Source organism: Phocaeicola faecium, from assembly GCF_014837055.1.
GTDB lineage: Bacteria > Bacteroidota > Bacteroidia > Bacteroidales > Bacteroidaceae > Phocaeicola > Phocaeicola gallinarum.
Window position 1 is genome coordinate 1,101,953 of the sequence record NZ_JACSPQ010000001.1, and the last position, 12,839, is coordinate 1,114,791.

Below are 12,839 nucleotides of genomic sequence, written 5' to 3' on the forward strand. Positions count from 1 at the left end.
ATATCGTTTTATTTGAGGCGAAAAAGAAAACGGTTTCGCTACCCGTTGCGTTACACTTCGAAAGAAAGCAGTGGGCGCATTAACGCTCCACACGGGACGAAACCGTTATATATGCGAAAAGCGGCGGACACAAATATGCCCGCTGCCGCATCCGGCAAAATCACTTTCGCCTTCTTTCTATGTAACGCAATGCAAAGATGAAGATTTTACCGAATATAAGCAAAAAACATCCTGAAAAACTTTTGTAATAACCAAAAGATTATTATATTTGCATTGTCGAATAACAAAGTAAAAATAATATGAGCAACGAACAGATTAGAAAGGATTTGCTTCTGCAAAGGAGTTTCCTTAAAAGAGAGTTAGACCAATTAAGGTTTATCGCCGAAATGACCGGAACGAATCAGGAAAAGGAAATAAACAAAAGGTTAGACCGCCTGAACACGATAGACAAGATATTGGCAGAACTCGAAAAGAAAAAGTAAGAAAAACAATTCCCTCCCTTGATACAGGAGGGATTAAAAACATACGATTATGACATTACGCGAAGAATTATCATCATTGAAACCGATGCTGGGGACGGATGCACCGGAATTTTACGACAAAGTGAAGTCCATAGCCGCACGTTACACCTCGGAAGAAGATAAAAAGGAAATAGCCGATTTCATAGCCGGGCAGCTTGAAGAGGCAGACCGCAAAATCGACCATCTGGAGGAAAACACCATCAAGCTGCAAATGCAGGAAGTGGCAGACATCATTTCGCTTTCATACCTCGCCAAACGGTATTTCAACAAAAGCCGTTCATGGCTGTATCAGCGGATGAACGGAAACATCGTAAACGGCAAACCCGCCCGTTTTACTTCCGATGAACTGGCAACTCTGAACAGGGCATTAAAAGACATTTCCGAGAAATTAGGCTCGCTTAGCGTTTCATATTGACGCTTTGTTATTTGACACCGTCCCCGCAGCATGAGCCGCCTGCGGGGATTTTCTTTTTAAGACAACAAAAAACTACCGCGTAGTAGTCTGCCGATTACTATGCAGTAGTTTCTCCATTACCTTGCAGTAGTTCTGAAAGTACCTTGCAGTAATTTTCCCATGATGCAGCTTCACCACTGCCACAAGTTCCAGTTAACCGTTACCGCCACTACTGGCGAAAGCCCGTGTTTACCCACGCCGTAACCTGCGCTCAGCCCAACGCCCCACCTTTTTTGCTTTTCTTTCCGCACGACGTCGCGGTAGATATACTCCGTTTGGTACACCGTGCGCGGATAAACCCGAACTTCATCCAGCCGGGGCTGCACGCCGCTCACCTTCACGTAACAGTTGCTATCGCGGTACTCTTTGTATTCACGCAGATGCCAACAACTGTCAAGCCTCATCGTGTCCGTATTGTCTATCCACGCGATGTAAGGCTGCGGGGAAAGCAGTATCAACGTGTCTACCCTTGTCTTTGTTACCACGATGGGCGGGGACTGTATGGTGTCGGTATCATGCACAGCCTTTCCGCCGGGACGGGAAAACCATCCCAAACCGAAACAGGCTATGCCTATCAATACATAAAGCAATGCTTTCATAAGTCGGCGTATTCGGTTTTAGCGTCAAAGCACGGGCATTCCTTGATACGCTCCCACGGGTCAACCTTCCCGTTGCCGTTCGTATCGGGCGAGAAGTCCCTATGCCCTTGTATAACAGCTTCGGGGTATTTCTTTTTCAGCATACCGAGCAGTTGGCGGAGCGATTTCTTCTGCGCGTCTGTGCGGTTGTCGGTTGCCTTGCCCGCCGCGTCGATTCCCCCGATATAAGCAACGTTCACACTCACGGAGTTGAACCCTTTCACACCGTTACTGATTTTCTCTTCATCGAGCAGTTGTGTAATCTTCCCATCGAGCGCGATAACATAATGGTAGCCGGGATTCTTCCAGCCTTTCCTTTTGAACTCCGCCTGAAGGTCAGCAATGGTTTGACGCTGCGAGCCTGCCGTACAGTGGACGGCAATATACTGAATCTTCCTCATTGCTTACCTTCTTCCGTCTTTTCAACCTCATTTTCTATACGCTCTATCACACTCTTTACATGGGTGGGCATGGCGCGTTTGAACTCGAAGCGTATCAGGTGGTAGATGACGCGGAAAGCAACATTCTTCGGGTATGCGTGTATAAGGTTCTTGAACGCATTCTGCACGTACACATACGAGAATACGTAGGTCATCGTCTTAATGACAACCAAAGCCTCAGCCGCATCACCCATTGCCGACATGGTGACGGCGATAATCCATATAAGCACGAGGTAGATAAGGAACTCACACAGCGCGTTCTTGAACTTGCTAAACGAAAAGTTTCGGCAACGAATGATGCTTACCCCATCGGCACGCATCCCGCAAAAGATGTTGAACGAGAAAAACACGAACAGGGCTAACACAAACCCTTTTGTAGGGGTTACGTAAGCTGCCATCATGCTGAAAAGCGATACGCATATCACTCTTAGCTGGTCGATTTGAAATAGTTTATCCATAATGTTTTTTAAATTAGTTTCTATTAATCGGGTTTAACAGTGTAAAATGGTAGCACTTTTCCCGCTTCTCTGCAAATCTATAAATAGCGTGATAGAACAAAGAATTTTAAAAGCAAATTACACTGACAAGTCATGTCAGTAGAAAATGGGTAGATTTCTTATAGGATATACCAATTTTCTACCCGTCCCGACCGAACAGGATTGAAAATAAGAAAAATATTTACCTTATTCAGTTCTTGGGGAACTGATTGGTACAGTGTCTTTCGGAAAATCCGGGCTGGCTCATCAGTTTATGTATGGTATTTCCCCGAAATATATAAGCTCATCAACCTCACAATACACCATCATTGCTAAAATCCCAATGACATGTAGCGGGTATATTTTAGCAACCGGAGGAATACAGGCTTCATATTCGGCTAATATGGCAGCATTAATTCATGTAACTTGTGAGCAAAATAAATTTTACGCAAAAGTAGTCCCTTTGGACGGAGCAGAACCGGAGCTTTATTATAAAGTGGTTGATGGATATTACCAGCTATCAGTCAAAGATAAAAGTACATGGTGGCATGTTTGTTCATCTTCATTTCATCCCGGAATTGCGGCACTTGCTCAAAAGTTAAATGATATATCAGGATGGACTAAATTATAGTTACAAATATATTGTGTTGTTTACATTCTTGGGGAACTGATTGGAATAGATAACACGTGGTTTAGAAAAAGAAGCAGTATAACCATCCCTGATTGGAATAATATTTCTAACCTTGATAGTGCTACTGAATCAGGCATGTATGTTATCAGGTTAGAATCAGGAGGTATATGGGGAATCATGGTTGTTTTTAACGGAAGCCTTTTACAAGGATGTGCATTTCAAATATTGCTATACAACGGTGATTCTTTAAGATTCCGAAGAAGGGGCAATAACACGTGGACTGATTGGCTAACATTTTCTTTTACTTGAATTGTATGCTAAGTTGAGAACTTGGGGAACTGATTGGTACAGTGAATTTACAAAAGGACGGATTAATGCCTAAGGAAGGGTTTATTTACAGATTTCGATTAAACGACAATGCGGATTGGAATACAATAACAGATAGCGGATATTATCTAACCTCTGGGAATAACACCCATTATACTAATGCACCTAAGGGGTATCACTATGGCATTCTTCGTGTGTATCGTCTTGATTTAGGTCAGATATTACAGATATATATCGAAGATGCCAACCCGTCTACAATTCATACAAGAACTTATTTTATTGACAGATGGAATGTATGGACTAAATATGCAGGAGTAAAGAATGAATCCACGTAAAAATAGTAACAAAACCAATGCTGTTTTTTTTATTCTTGGGGAACTGATTGGAATTGCAAGCCCCTCCAAAGATGGGTTGATGTCAAAAAATGGATTTTTAGCACGCGGTAGAGCCGATATAAATACTGATGCAAATATGTTAATCACAACAGGCATATATGCTGTGTATTGTTATGGTCAAGACTATGCGTCAAAACATTATCCGATTGAATTAGGGCATATAATCGTATTTGTAGACAATGTGGGCGGTTCTAAATCGCAATTAGCCATATCATCAACAGGGCAAATGTATGCAAGAATGTCTTGGGGAGAATATAACTGGAGTGAATGGCGAGCGTTTAAGATATAAAAGGAGGCATGAAAAGCCTCCTTTATTAATCGTACAGTGATTGATATGCAACGCAGAAAGTGGTTATATTCGCGTCGCTGTATGTGCTGGTTATAACCATCACCGTATTATATTGAGAACCTTTCCAACTAATCTCAAAAGGGATGCTTTTATAATCCCTGCCCGATATTTGTGTAATCTCTTTATTATAACCATTAATTAATAGCACAGACGGAATGGAACTTGACCACGGATGCCGGATGACCACTAACCCGCCAACCTTTCCGACTTCTGCACTATCTCCTTTTTTTAATAAATAGTTTGCATATTGGAAACTCTTTTGCAAGGAGGATATGTTTAATAGTTCCCCAAGAACTGTTGCAACCTGTTGTTTTGTCATTAATCCGATTGCATTTCCGGCTTGATTTACCGCCACGAAAGCAGATATGTCATTCAGGCTCGGAAGTGCCAGCGCGGACTTTTTCAGCAACTCCGTTTTTGATATTTTATGAGGGTTTCCCGACGTGTCGAAAACCTGAACCGTGTCAGCATCGGTTACCGATGTTTGCTGACGCAGCTTGTTTGAGTAATCCATTATTGCATCGCTCGTCTTTCCGTCATATTTTGACGTGTATTCTAATTTTTCTGCCATATCTTTAAATCTTTATTCATTAATAACTTTTACAAATCCACCCGAAACAAGGTCTGCGAGGTCGAATTTAAGCCCCATGCCGCTGTCACGGATGCACAGGTATTTCAATCCCTTGTCGGTGTAATATTTCCCGTCATACAGTTCCATACCCTGCTTCCACGGTATTGGGTCTGCTTCAGTACCTTTGTGTTCCTCCTGCACCACCTTGTAAAGTGAATCCACTTCGCCGGGAATCCACTCTTCCGAAATCGTGTGTGGTTGAATGACCTCGTACATGGTTTCACCTTCATTAAGACGGAAACCTACATTCACGGGCTTTCCGATGATGTCCTTCCGTTGCGGATAATACTTTTTGTTCTTCAACGACTGTTCCACCGTCATGGGAGTGTCGTTGATGCGCTCCGCGATACCCGCCATGAGCGTGTCTACCTTGCCTAAATACTCCGGGGTAATATCCTGAGAACCGAATATTGCTGCCTGCGCTTCCATCTCGGCCTTTTGTTGTGAAGTTACCTGTTTCCACCCGTCCGCTTCTTCCACCGTGTCAGTGATAACCATGTAGCGAAAAGTCCTTTTATCAAATGCCACTTCCGCCGCTTCGGTAAGATAGCAACCTGCATCTGCTATAATTTTCATAACTCTATACCTTCTATTAGTTCATAAACCTGCCCATATCCTCCGGCTGTAAGTTTTTCGCTGCACACCCGTTCGATGAACGCGGCTTCCTCCGCCGTTATCTCTGTATCACCTTCCGAAAGGAAAATGCGGCGACTGAGGCGATAAGCCATCTTTTTATCACTTTCCGGTGCGGGCATACCCGTGCCGTGGTTAAACAGGGCTTCTGCTATTGTCTGCGATATACTTTCATCGGGAAGCTCATTACCCCTGAAGTCTCTGAAATTTCTGTTGAAGTTTACTTTCATTGTTAATCTCCTATTATAATACCATTTACAATTTGTAATTTATAAGATTTAGTCCAATTCCCGTCCTTAATATCCCAATATATATTTTTCGTAATTCCTTTTTTATATGTATAAATTCCATCTTTGTCCATTGTCCATCCGGTGCCGATAGTATTTGCCATTATCAAATTCGAGTAAAGATTTCCATTTACATGAACACCTCCGTCAAAATAGCCTGCGTATGTATTATTTAAATTTGGAGTGCTATTGCCATTCCGAGATGCGTATATACAAGCTCCTCCCACATTAGAGCCGACAACTTTAACCCCATATTTCCCCAAAGTCGCACCGTTAAATGATATATCGACAACACCTGTGTTGGCATTAGTTGATACACCTATCCTGATACTACGGCTGTCTCCCCCAAAATAATCTTTTGATTTCCAGTTCAGGGCTCCGTTATCAAGTGTAAATCCGCCTACTTTTGCGCCATTTGCGGAGATTGTTCCGGAAAATGTTCCTGTTGCAGCTTTCAATTCTCCCGAAAACGTTCCCGTCGCAGCTTTCAATTCTCCCGAAAATGTTCCATCCGCCCCGTCGAGGTGTTTTACCTTCAGGTTTTCCACATCTATGTTTTCAGCTTTCAACATCGGTTTTCCGTTTACGAGTTTGAAAACGGCTATGCCCGTACCCCCGCTGTCTTGCACAAGGAACTGCGAGGCGGTTACTTTTACCGTCTTGCTGTCGATATCTATCCCGGTAGCCTTCAGTTGGTCTTTCCCCACTTTCAGGGAGATTTGCCCTTGCATAGCCGAGATAGATGATGACATCGACGAAAGGCTGCCACCCACATCCGTTCCACTTTCGAGAAGGAACTTGCTCGCCTTTACCTGAAGACCGTTTTCTTTCGTGTACTCAATGAATGTCTTACGCCCACGGTCTCCGAAATACATACGCCCGTACCCCCTGATGAAGCATTCCTGTTTCGCGCGGTCATAGCCTATTGCGAATACATCTTTTCCGGAAAGGGAATAGCTGTTTATACCTTGATAGAAAGTGATGTATGGCGCACCGTCTCCGAATGCGGACATTACGATTGCGCTTTGATAGTCCGGGTCTTTAATGTCCCCGATTTGGCATATCACATCCCCCTCCTGCGGAACATCGCTGCCCTCCGCGCAATGCGATACGGACAGGTCTATGTAATCGTCACCGACTGCCGTCACAAGCCGCCAGAAAAAACGGTTGCTGACACCCTCATGCACGCCCTCCTTTATGTTGAAGCTCTGCGAGCGGGCGAGGTTTCCGGCGTGGAAAAGGTTCTTTATGGCAGTGTCCCCGTCATCGGAAAGGAAATAGCAGCGGTACACCGCACCGTGTTCTGACGGCTGCACGTATGCCCTTGCACCGTCCGAATAGTATTTTGCCGCACCGTCTGAATAGTAGAACGGCACTTTGTCTATACGTTCCACTTTCGTAACCGTGATGCGTGCGCCGGAGGCGTTGAACATCATTGTCGCCCCGCCTACTTCCGTGCGCATTATTTCCAATACCTGAAATATTGCTTTCATGCGCACCAGCAGCCTGTCAATCTCGGCGTATGTCGTCCCGTCAGCGTTCCTTTTCAAGGTAAACCCCGTTCCCATCATGCCCGAAACAAAATCGGGTGATTGGATGAAAGGCGCAATGACCCCGCCCAACAAGTTGATCAGATAGTTGGTGGTATCTTCTTGGTCTTTGCGTAAGAAAAGTTCCTTCAGCTTATCAAGAGAAATTTCAGACAACAAATCTATAATGCCAACAAATGTACGCCCAACACGTTCCGCTGTATTCTCACCTTCAGCAGTCGCATTGCGTATTAATAGAGCCAACCGTTTTAAAACGTCTATATTGTCACTCATTCCCCTACTATTTTATAAGAATTACCATTTGCTCTAACTCTACCTTTCTTAAAAAGAGGGTATGTATCTTTATTTGCGCTCAAAAACTCCAAACATTCTTGCATGTACTTGGCTGCAATATCAAATGCATCATTATAAGCCATCAGCTTTTCTTTAAAATCCGGACGTGAACCAAACTCATCTTCTTTATTAAAATAGCCATATCGGGTTACATTTCCGTCGCCATTCTTTATTATTCTGGCGTATGTATAATAAGCCAATGTAGTTTTTAAACCGGCAAATAATTTCTTTTCACTACATTTGGTTTCATACATTCCTCCATCCATCAACAAAGAATATTTCTCAGGATTATTCCTTATGTCTATAAACAAAGCATCTCCCAAAGCCGATTTTATGTCTATGTTTTCCGCCTCTCTCAAATAAACTGATATTTTACTCTCATCTACATGAACAGACATGCCACGAGACAATATGACTACATCATTTGTTGTTATTAGATGTTGCATTTCTTACATATTTTAATGGTTCAACACTAAAATCATTTGATGTATTGGCTATTTCATACCAATATTTAAATATGCGTTCAAACGTCCTTTCTATAAGACGTTGCTGTTTGTTTACGATAGAATTATAATACTCAAAAGCATCTTCAAGAATATCGCCTGAAAAACCAACCTTCCCGATACGGATGCAATACCACGGCTCTTGCCCATAAGCTGAATAGATTCTTTCTACCACGCTTGCATCAGTAACGGTAAACTCCTTATCATAATTCTGCGATGCTATTGGTACAAATTCCGGTTTCTCTTCATCTGCCTCAAGTGTTACATCGAGCAGTTTATTGGAATTAGTATCTCCTTGCAACTTTAAAAGCATATTGGAAAATTCATCATTGTTATCCCCGTCGGATTCAATTTCATTTCCTTCATCATCAAAAGACACCTTAGTACCCTTTTTAGAAATTATCATGCCAGCAGGAAGAAAATTATTACGCACATTCCGGTATTTTACATTAGATAATCCCTCATCTGTACTCATCTCCGTAACAACACGGTCGCCTTTTCCAGTCGGATAAGTATTTTTCCCAACCATTGACACCCACAATATCTGACCCTTGTAATATTCAATGCCTCCTGCAGCTTCTATCTGTGCCAAAACCACTTCTTTTTGAGGATTGAACACGTCTATAAAGTCAATATTTGATTTATTTACCTGTATAGCCTTACCCTTGCGTGTTTTTTTACCAGTCCAATCCGGATGGACTGCTATTTTTGAAATATATCCGTTCTCATCCTCCTCTAAAAGCCTGCAATTCTCAAAAGGGACATGCTGCAACTCCACTATTTCACCTAATATGTTATAGTTTACATGCAACGCTATCCCGTTAAATTCTGCCATATCACGACAAATCAGTGCATGAATATCATCAGCCGTATCACCTTTCCGATTTACAATATACCCGGAAAATAAGACCTCACGGAATCCATTCCCCTCTATAAAATCTGCAAAACGGTCTGAACATTCCGATCCGGTTGAGCTGGCAGCAATAATATTGCGCAACGTCTGAGGATAAAGATTGTCATCCCCATACGCCTGTATTCCTAACATCTGCAAATATCCGGTATCAATCCGCTTGTTGCTTTTCTTTTTCAAATCTTTTACTCTCATTTTCCGTGAGGTTTTATTATTATTCTATTTCCGACTCATCAGCATGTACTTCATTATCGGATTGGGCATAATGTTCATCATTTTCTTTTGCCGCTTCATCTTCCAATAAATCCAAAGCCTTGCTAACATGCGCTGTAAGCAACTTTTTAGTTACTTTCTTACCGTTTATCTGGTAATCCTTAAAAGATTCAACCACGGCTTCCTTAGATACCCCATCCTTTAAAGATTCCACAAGGGTATCAAGCAATACCTGATTATACTCCGTTTCTTTCGGCTTCAAACGTTTTTCTACCCGCTCTTTCCAATCTTTAGGCAACTTAGAAAAATAATTTGCATTACCGGGATATTTCCCTAAATAAGTCTCAGCAGCTTCATCAGTTAAATTTGCATTGGTATAGAATTTGGAATCTCCGAAAGACATTTGTAGAAGCACGCCATTTTTCAATCCATAGTTAGATTTTTCTTTCATACGTCCGTTTTTATTAAGGTAAACACTCATTTCAATTACAGCATCACGATAACAGTCACTGCATGATGTCTTGACAAAAGTTTTATCCAGCACTTCTTTATAAAGGCTTTCTATATCCCGTTTGTCAGAAAGAGAGAGGGAGGCTTTTCCTCCCAACTCCTTCAATTTATCAACCACTTCTAAAACTATCATCCTCCAACTGCATCTTTAGTCAATGTAGCAACAGCAGCAGCCGTCGTTTCATAATCCGTCTTGAATAAGAATAGTGCGGATTTAGGTACTTTAGCTTCCTGTAAAGAAACAAGCCATCCACCGTCAGTCTCTTCCGAATATTTATCATTTGAAAGTTCTGCCGGTTTTAACCCCTGATACCATCCGTAAACCTGAAATGCAGCATCACCCGGATTTTCTTCCTTATTAAGCCCTTTGAACTTATTTTCAAGAATTACGACAAACTCACCGTTAGCAAGTCCGTCAATGACATTGGCACATACATCTGGTCCATTATCAAGCACAACAAGATTAACTGTATTGGTGAACGTGTTCCGGTAAGTTCCAGTAGCTAACACCGTATTGGTACCAGTAAACGGGTTGCTTCCCATCACAACCACCTCGTATGCTTTCTTACCACTTTTTAGCGCAAGTGTCTCGATAATATTCTTACGGGTAGAATTGAATGCCGTTGTACCGAAATCAATATCGGCACGGTTCATCATTACACCTTTTTGTTCTATCCCCGGAACAATAGGGTCATCGCACGATGGTACGATACCCTGTTTGATTAAATTGTCACATACTCCACTCATAGCAACTTCTTTTTAATATGCCATTTGGAACAAATCATCTTGTCCCAACAACATTCCCATCTTACCCGTAGAATAGATATAATTCATACGGTCTTTCTTGTCAAAGAATATATCCAGCTCGGATATTAATTGATTAGCCGGAGTACCGACGAACATCTCACGCGGAGAACCGAACACCGCACGGTGAGGAAGATTCAGCTTCGTACCGTTATTCTCATATTTCATGATGAATCTGTCCCAAATAGACAAGCGGTAAACAGGAACACCGTTAAACTCTGAGACATCCAATCCCTTGAAAATTTGTTCCCATGTAAGGATTTCCTTATACTCACGCTTCAAGTCCTTTGTCAAAGCATCCGCCAAAGTCTTTGTACAGAAAATTCCAGCACCTTCTACACCAAAAATACGGGAATCCGCATTTTCAAGTAATGATTCAAAAATACCAATAGCAACACCTGTTTCCTTAATCTTGCTCATTTGCAAAGCAGTTGATTCTTCTCCGTTTGCAGCAATGGAAACTTTTTGGCTTTCATTATCTGTACCGATAGCAAACAACTGTTTCCAAAATCCGTCCGCCGTTTTAAACAAATCAGTGTCTACACCCGTAGAAATCACACCGCTTTCCGTGTTCAGTTTGGCATTCTTATCACCGAACCATATAATACGCCACATCATCAAGCGCATAGCCTCCTGCAAAGCCGGATAAACAATATCATCCATGTATTCGGTAGAGGTGAGGTCTCCGATTTCCGTGCCTTTCTTCAGGCAATACTCTGCAATGGTATTAATCAAATCTGTATAACACCATTTCAACGGAACTTGCCAATCGCCAATAGCCCATTCTTTTTCCAAGAATTGAATAGTAGCATTTTTATAACTCGGGTTACACCCCGAACCATTCCAACCGACATCAGACATGGCTCCTGAATAGCCCAACTTCTGACCATTCTTTACATTTTGTCTGAGCGTAAAAAAACGTTCCAGCTCCGGGTCTGTGAACAGTTCTGCAATAATCAAATCTTTTAAAGACTGAATAGCCCCGTTGTCCGGGGTTAAATTAGATAATTGTTCCCACGTCATAATTATTCCTTGTTTCTTTGTTCTCTAATCTTCTGCAACTTTCTCTCAATCTTGCTCATAGGCTTTGTAACCTCCACTCTTTTGCTGGTAGCTTGACGTCCTGCCGGAACATATTTGCTGGCTGCCGCTTTAGTCAGTCTATCAATGCCCCCTGCTTTCTTTACAGCATTCAAAACCTTTACATCATCATCACTTTTCGCATTTGACTTCAACGCCTCATTTTCAGCTTCCAACTCAGAAATACGCGCTTTCAAAGCCTCCACATCATCATCTTCACTTCCCGGTTCACGGATTTCCGTAATCACTCCATCCGTAACAACAACGGTGCGTCCATCTTCCAGCACATGTTCACCGTCTGGTGACGCAGGGTCTCCTACCTGAATCTCGCCTTCTTCACGTTCCACATTCAGTTCATCACCGGTTGATGTGGTAATTACCATCGCAACCGCTGAAACATCTTCAATCTTTGCATACCCGCACTTTCTCAGCAGGCGGTTAAGCAAAGAAGATTCAACCTTCACTTCCTTTTTTACCATAACATTTGTTTTAGAATTAATAATATTGCTGTCTTTCTTTGCAGATATAGCCGGAACTACTGAGGATATAAATCCTAACTCGATAGCCTTGTCCGGATTAAACCAACTGTCAGTAGCCATCTGTGCTTCCAATGCTTCGCGGGGTTGACCTGTACGTTCAACATACAGAGCCAACATTTTCTCCTTCTCTGCTTTCAAGTCGGCAGCAATAGATTCCAACCTTTCCGGGGTTATTTTCCCTTTCAATGATACCCCGTCTGCATAAGGATTATGTATGCAGAGCTGTGCATGTTGGTATGCAGTCCGTCTTTCAAGCGGTGCAGCAAGAAGTATCACGGTAGCCATAGACGCACATGTGCCCACCACCTTACAAGAAATCTCTTTCCCCGAAGCACGCAGAGCATCATAAATCGCATATCCTTCCACACAATCACCGCCGCATGAATGGATTTCCACATCAATGCGGTTGTCATCTTTCGGCATCCAGTCCATGAAATACTGAATATCAGAAAATGAAATACTGTCTTCGCCCGTAAGCCAATATTTCGCCTTATCCGCATCTGGAGCAATGTCTTTATTAATGAATAATTTCGCCATATCTCAATACTTGTTTTGAAGCAAAGGTAGGAAACACGATATGGCTTAAAGAATTTTACAAGTCAAAAGCACTGACAC

17 protein-coding genes are annotated in these 12,839 nt (G+C 42.3%); 4 read left to right on the forward strand and 13 right to left on the reverse strand.

The window, feature by feature from the left end; all coding sequences use genetic code 11:
• The first annotated feature begins 299 nt into the window (after positions 1–299).
• The gene (locus H9626_RS04715) at positions 300–482 is read left to right on the forward strand and encodes a hypothetical protein (RefSeq protein ID WP_178257338.1); all 183 of its coding nucleotides are present in this window, start codon (positions 300–302) and stop codon (positions 480–482) included.
• A 49-nt stretch (positions 483–531) separates the two neighbouring features.
• A complete protein-coding gene (locus H9626_RS04720; RefSeq protein WP_191709711.1) occupies positions 532–936 on the forward strand; it encodes a DUF5053 domain-containing protein in 405 nt (134 codons plus the stop codon).
• A gap of 170 nt (positions 937–1,106) precedes the next feature.
• Here the strand turns inward: H9626_RS04720 and H9626_RS04725 are convergent, their stop codons facing one another.
• The 3 genes from H9626_RS04725 to H9626_RS04735 are packed head-to-tail and all read right to left on the reverse strand — an operon-like array spanning position 1,107 to position 2,511.
• Complete coding sequence (locus tag H9626_RS04725) at positions 1,107–1,574, reverse strand: DUF6808 domain-containing protein (protein WP_191709712.1); 468 nt, start codon at positions 1,572–1,574, stop codon at positions 1,107–1,109.
• The gene (locus tag H9626_RS04730; protein WP_191709713.1) at positions 1,571–2,014 is read right to left on the reverse strand and encodes an N-acetylmuramoyl-L-alanine amidase; all 444 of its coding nucleotides are present in this window, start codon (positions 2,012–2,014) and stop codon (positions 1,571–1,573) included. The genes H9626_RS04725 and H9626_RS04730 overlap by 4 nt, the downstream gene beginning before the upstream one ends.
• Entirely contained in the window at positions 2,011–2,511 is a 501-nt protein-coding gene (locus tag H9626_RS04735) for a hypothetical protein (protein ID WP_191709714.1), read from the reverse strand. The genes H9626_RS04730 and H9626_RS04735 overlap by 4 nt, the downstream gene beginning before the upstream one ends.
• A gap of 421 nt (positions 2,512–2,932) precedes the next feature.
• Here H9626_RS04735 and H9626_RS04740 point away from each other — a divergent pair, with 421 nt between their 5' ends.
• Both H9626_RS04740 and H9626_RS04745 read left to right on the forward strand, forming a co-directional pair.
• Positions 2,933–3,160, forward strand: a complete 228-nt coding sequence (locus H9626_RS04740; RefSeq protein WP_191709715.1) for a hypothetical protein — start codon at positions 2,933–2,935, stop codon at positions 3,158–3,160.
• A gap of 648 nt (positions 3,161–3,808) precedes the next feature.
• Entirely contained in the window at positions 3,809–4,171 is a 363-nt protein-coding gene (locus H9626_RS04745) for a pyocin knob domain-containing protein (protein ID WP_191709716.1), read from the forward strand.
• Between the two features lie 25 nt (positions 4,172–4,196).
• On the opposite strand, the gene H9626_RS04750 is transcribed toward H9626_RS04745, so the two are convergent.
• From H9626_RS04750 to H9626_RS04795, 10 genes are read right to left on the reverse strand one after another with little or no spacing between them, the layout of a single operon-like run.
• On the reverse strand, positions 4,197–4,802 hold the full coding sequence (locus H9626_RS04750) for a hypothetical protein (protein ID WP_191709717.1): 606 nt from the start codon (positions 4,800–4,802) through the stop codon (positions 4,197–4,199).
• A 12-nt stretch (positions 4,803–4,814) separates the two neighbouring features.
• On the reverse strand, positions 4,815–5,438 hold the full coding sequence (locus H9626_RS04755) for a hypothetical protein (protein ID WP_191709718.1): 624 nt from the start codon (positions 5,436–5,438) through the stop codon (positions 4,815–4,817).
• Entirely contained in the window at positions 5,435–5,725 is a 291-nt protein-coding gene (locus H9626_RS04760) for a hypothetical protein (RefSeq protein ID WP_178257346.1), read from the reverse strand. Before H9626_RS04760 ends, H9626_RS04755 begins: the two co-directional genes overlap by 4 nt.
• A 2-nt stretch (positions 5,726–5,727) precedes the next feature.
• Positions 5,728–7,605 carry a hypothetical protein gene (locus H9626_RS04765; RefSeq protein WP_191709719.1) on the reverse strand — a complete coding sequence of 626 codons (1,878 nt, stop codon included), beginning with the start codon at positions 7,603–7,605 and terminating at the stop codon, positions 5,728–5,730.
• On the reverse strand, positions 7,602–8,111 hold the full coding sequence (locus H9626_RS04770; protein WP_178257348.1) for a DUF6712 family protein: 510 nt from the start codon (positions 8,109–8,111) through the stop codon (positions 7,602–7,604). Before H9626_RS04770 ends, H9626_RS04765 begins: the two co-directional genes overlap by 4 nt.
• Positions 8,086–9,273: a hypothetical protein gene (locus H9626_RS04775; RefSeq protein WP_191709720.1), complete on the reverse strand. Its 1,188-nt coding sequence runs from the start codon at positions 9,271–9,273 to the stop codon at positions 8,086–8,088. Before H9626_RS04775 ends, H9626_RS04770 begins: the two co-directional genes overlap by 26 nt.
• A 19-nt stretch (positions 9,274–9,292) precedes the next feature.
• Positions 9,293–9,934, reverse strand: a complete 642-nt coding sequence (locus H9626_RS04780) for a hypothetical protein (RefSeq protein WP_191709721.1) — start codon at positions 9,932–9,934, stop codon at positions 9,293–9,295.
• Positions 9,931–10,548: a hypothetical protein gene (locus H9626_RS04785; RefSeq protein WP_191709722.1), complete on the reverse strand. Its 618-nt coding sequence runs from the start codon at positions 10,546–10,548 to the stop codon at positions 9,931–9,933. Before H9626_RS04785 ends, H9626_RS04780 begins: the two co-directional genes overlap by 4 nt.
• Positions 10,549–10,560: 12 nt before the next feature.
• Entirely contained in the window at positions 10,561–11,628 is a 1,068-nt protein-coding gene (locus tag H9626_RS04790; RefSeq protein ID WP_178257352.1) for a hypothetical protein, read from the reverse strand.
• A gap of 2 nt (positions 11,629–11,630) precedes the next feature.
• Complete coding sequence (locus H9626_RS04795; RefSeq protein WP_191709723.1) at positions 11,631–12,761, reverse strand: Clp protease ClpP; 1,131 nt, start codon at positions 12,759–12,761, stop codon at positions 11,631–11,633.
• Positions 12,762–12,839 lie beyond the last annotated feature (78 nt).

Bases quoted from the DNA above. Each gene is read 5' to 3' on its own strand.
- H9626_RS04715 (WP_178257338.1), top strand. From the start codon at position 300: ATGAGCAACGAACAGATTAGAAAGGATTTGCTTCTGCAAAGGAGTTTC.
- H9626_RS04720 (WP_191709711.1), top strand. From the start codon at position 532: ATGACATTACGCGAAGAATTATCATCATTGAAACCGATGCTGGGGACG.
- H9626_RS04725 (WP_191709712.1), bottom strand. From the start codon at position 1,574: ATGAAAGCATTGCTTTATGTATTGATAGGCATAGCCTGTTTCGGTTTG.
- H9626_RS04730 (WP_191709713.1), bottom strand. From the start codon at position 2,014: ATGAGGAAGATTCAGTATATTGCCGTCCACTGTACGGCAGGCTCGCAG.
- H9626_RS04735 (WP_191709714.1), bottom strand. From the start codon at position 2,511: ATGGATAAACTATTTCAAATCGACCAGCTAAGAGTGATATGCGTATCG.
- H9626_RS04740 (WP_191709715.1), top strand. From the start codon at position 2,933: ATGGCAGCATTAATTCATGTAACTTGTGAGCAAAATAAATTTTACGCA.
- H9626_RS04745 (WP_191709716.1), top strand. From the start codon at position 3,809: ATGAATCCACGTAAAAATAGTAACAAAACCAATGCTGTTTTTTTTATT.
- H9626_RS04750 (WP_191709717.1), bottom strand. From the start codon at position 4,802: ATGGCAGAAAAATTAGAATACACGTCAAAATATGACGGAAAGACGAGC.
- H9626_RS04755 (WP_191709718.1), bottom strand. From the start codon at position 5,438: ATGAAAATTATAGCAGATGCAGGTTGCTATCTTACCGAAGCGGCGGAA.
- H9626_RS04760 (WP_178257346.1), bottom strand. From the start codon at position 5,725: ATGAAAGTAAACTTCAACAGAAATTTCAGAGACTTCAGGGGTAATGAG.
- H9626_RS04765 (WP_191709719.1), bottom strand. From the start codon at position 7,605: ATGAGTGACAATATAGACGTTTTAAAACGGTTGGCTCTATTAATACGC.
- H9626_RS04770 (WP_178257348.1), bottom strand. From the start codon at position 8,111: ATGCAACATCTAATAACAACAAATGATGTAGTCATATTGTCTCGTGGC.
- H9626_RS04775 (WP_191709720.1), bottom strand. From the start codon at position 9,273: ATGAGAGTAAAAGATTTGAAAAAGAAAAGCAACAAGCGGATTGATACC.
- H9626_RS04780 (WP_191709721.1), bottom strand. From the start codon at position 9,934: ATGATAGTTTTAGAAGTGGTTGATAAATTGAAGGAGTTGGGAGGAAAA.
- H9626_RS04785 (WP_191709722.1), bottom strand. From the start codon at position 10,548: ATGAGTGGAGTATGTGACAATTTAATCAAACAGGGTATCGTACCATCG.
- H9626_RS04790 (WP_178257352.1), bottom strand. From the start codon at position 11,628: ATGACGTGGGAACAATTATCTAATTTAACCCCGGACAACGGGGCTATT.
- H9626_RS04795 (WP_191709723.1), bottom strand. From the start codon at position 12,761: ATGGCGAAATTATTCATTAATAAAGACATTGCTCCAGATGCGGATAAG.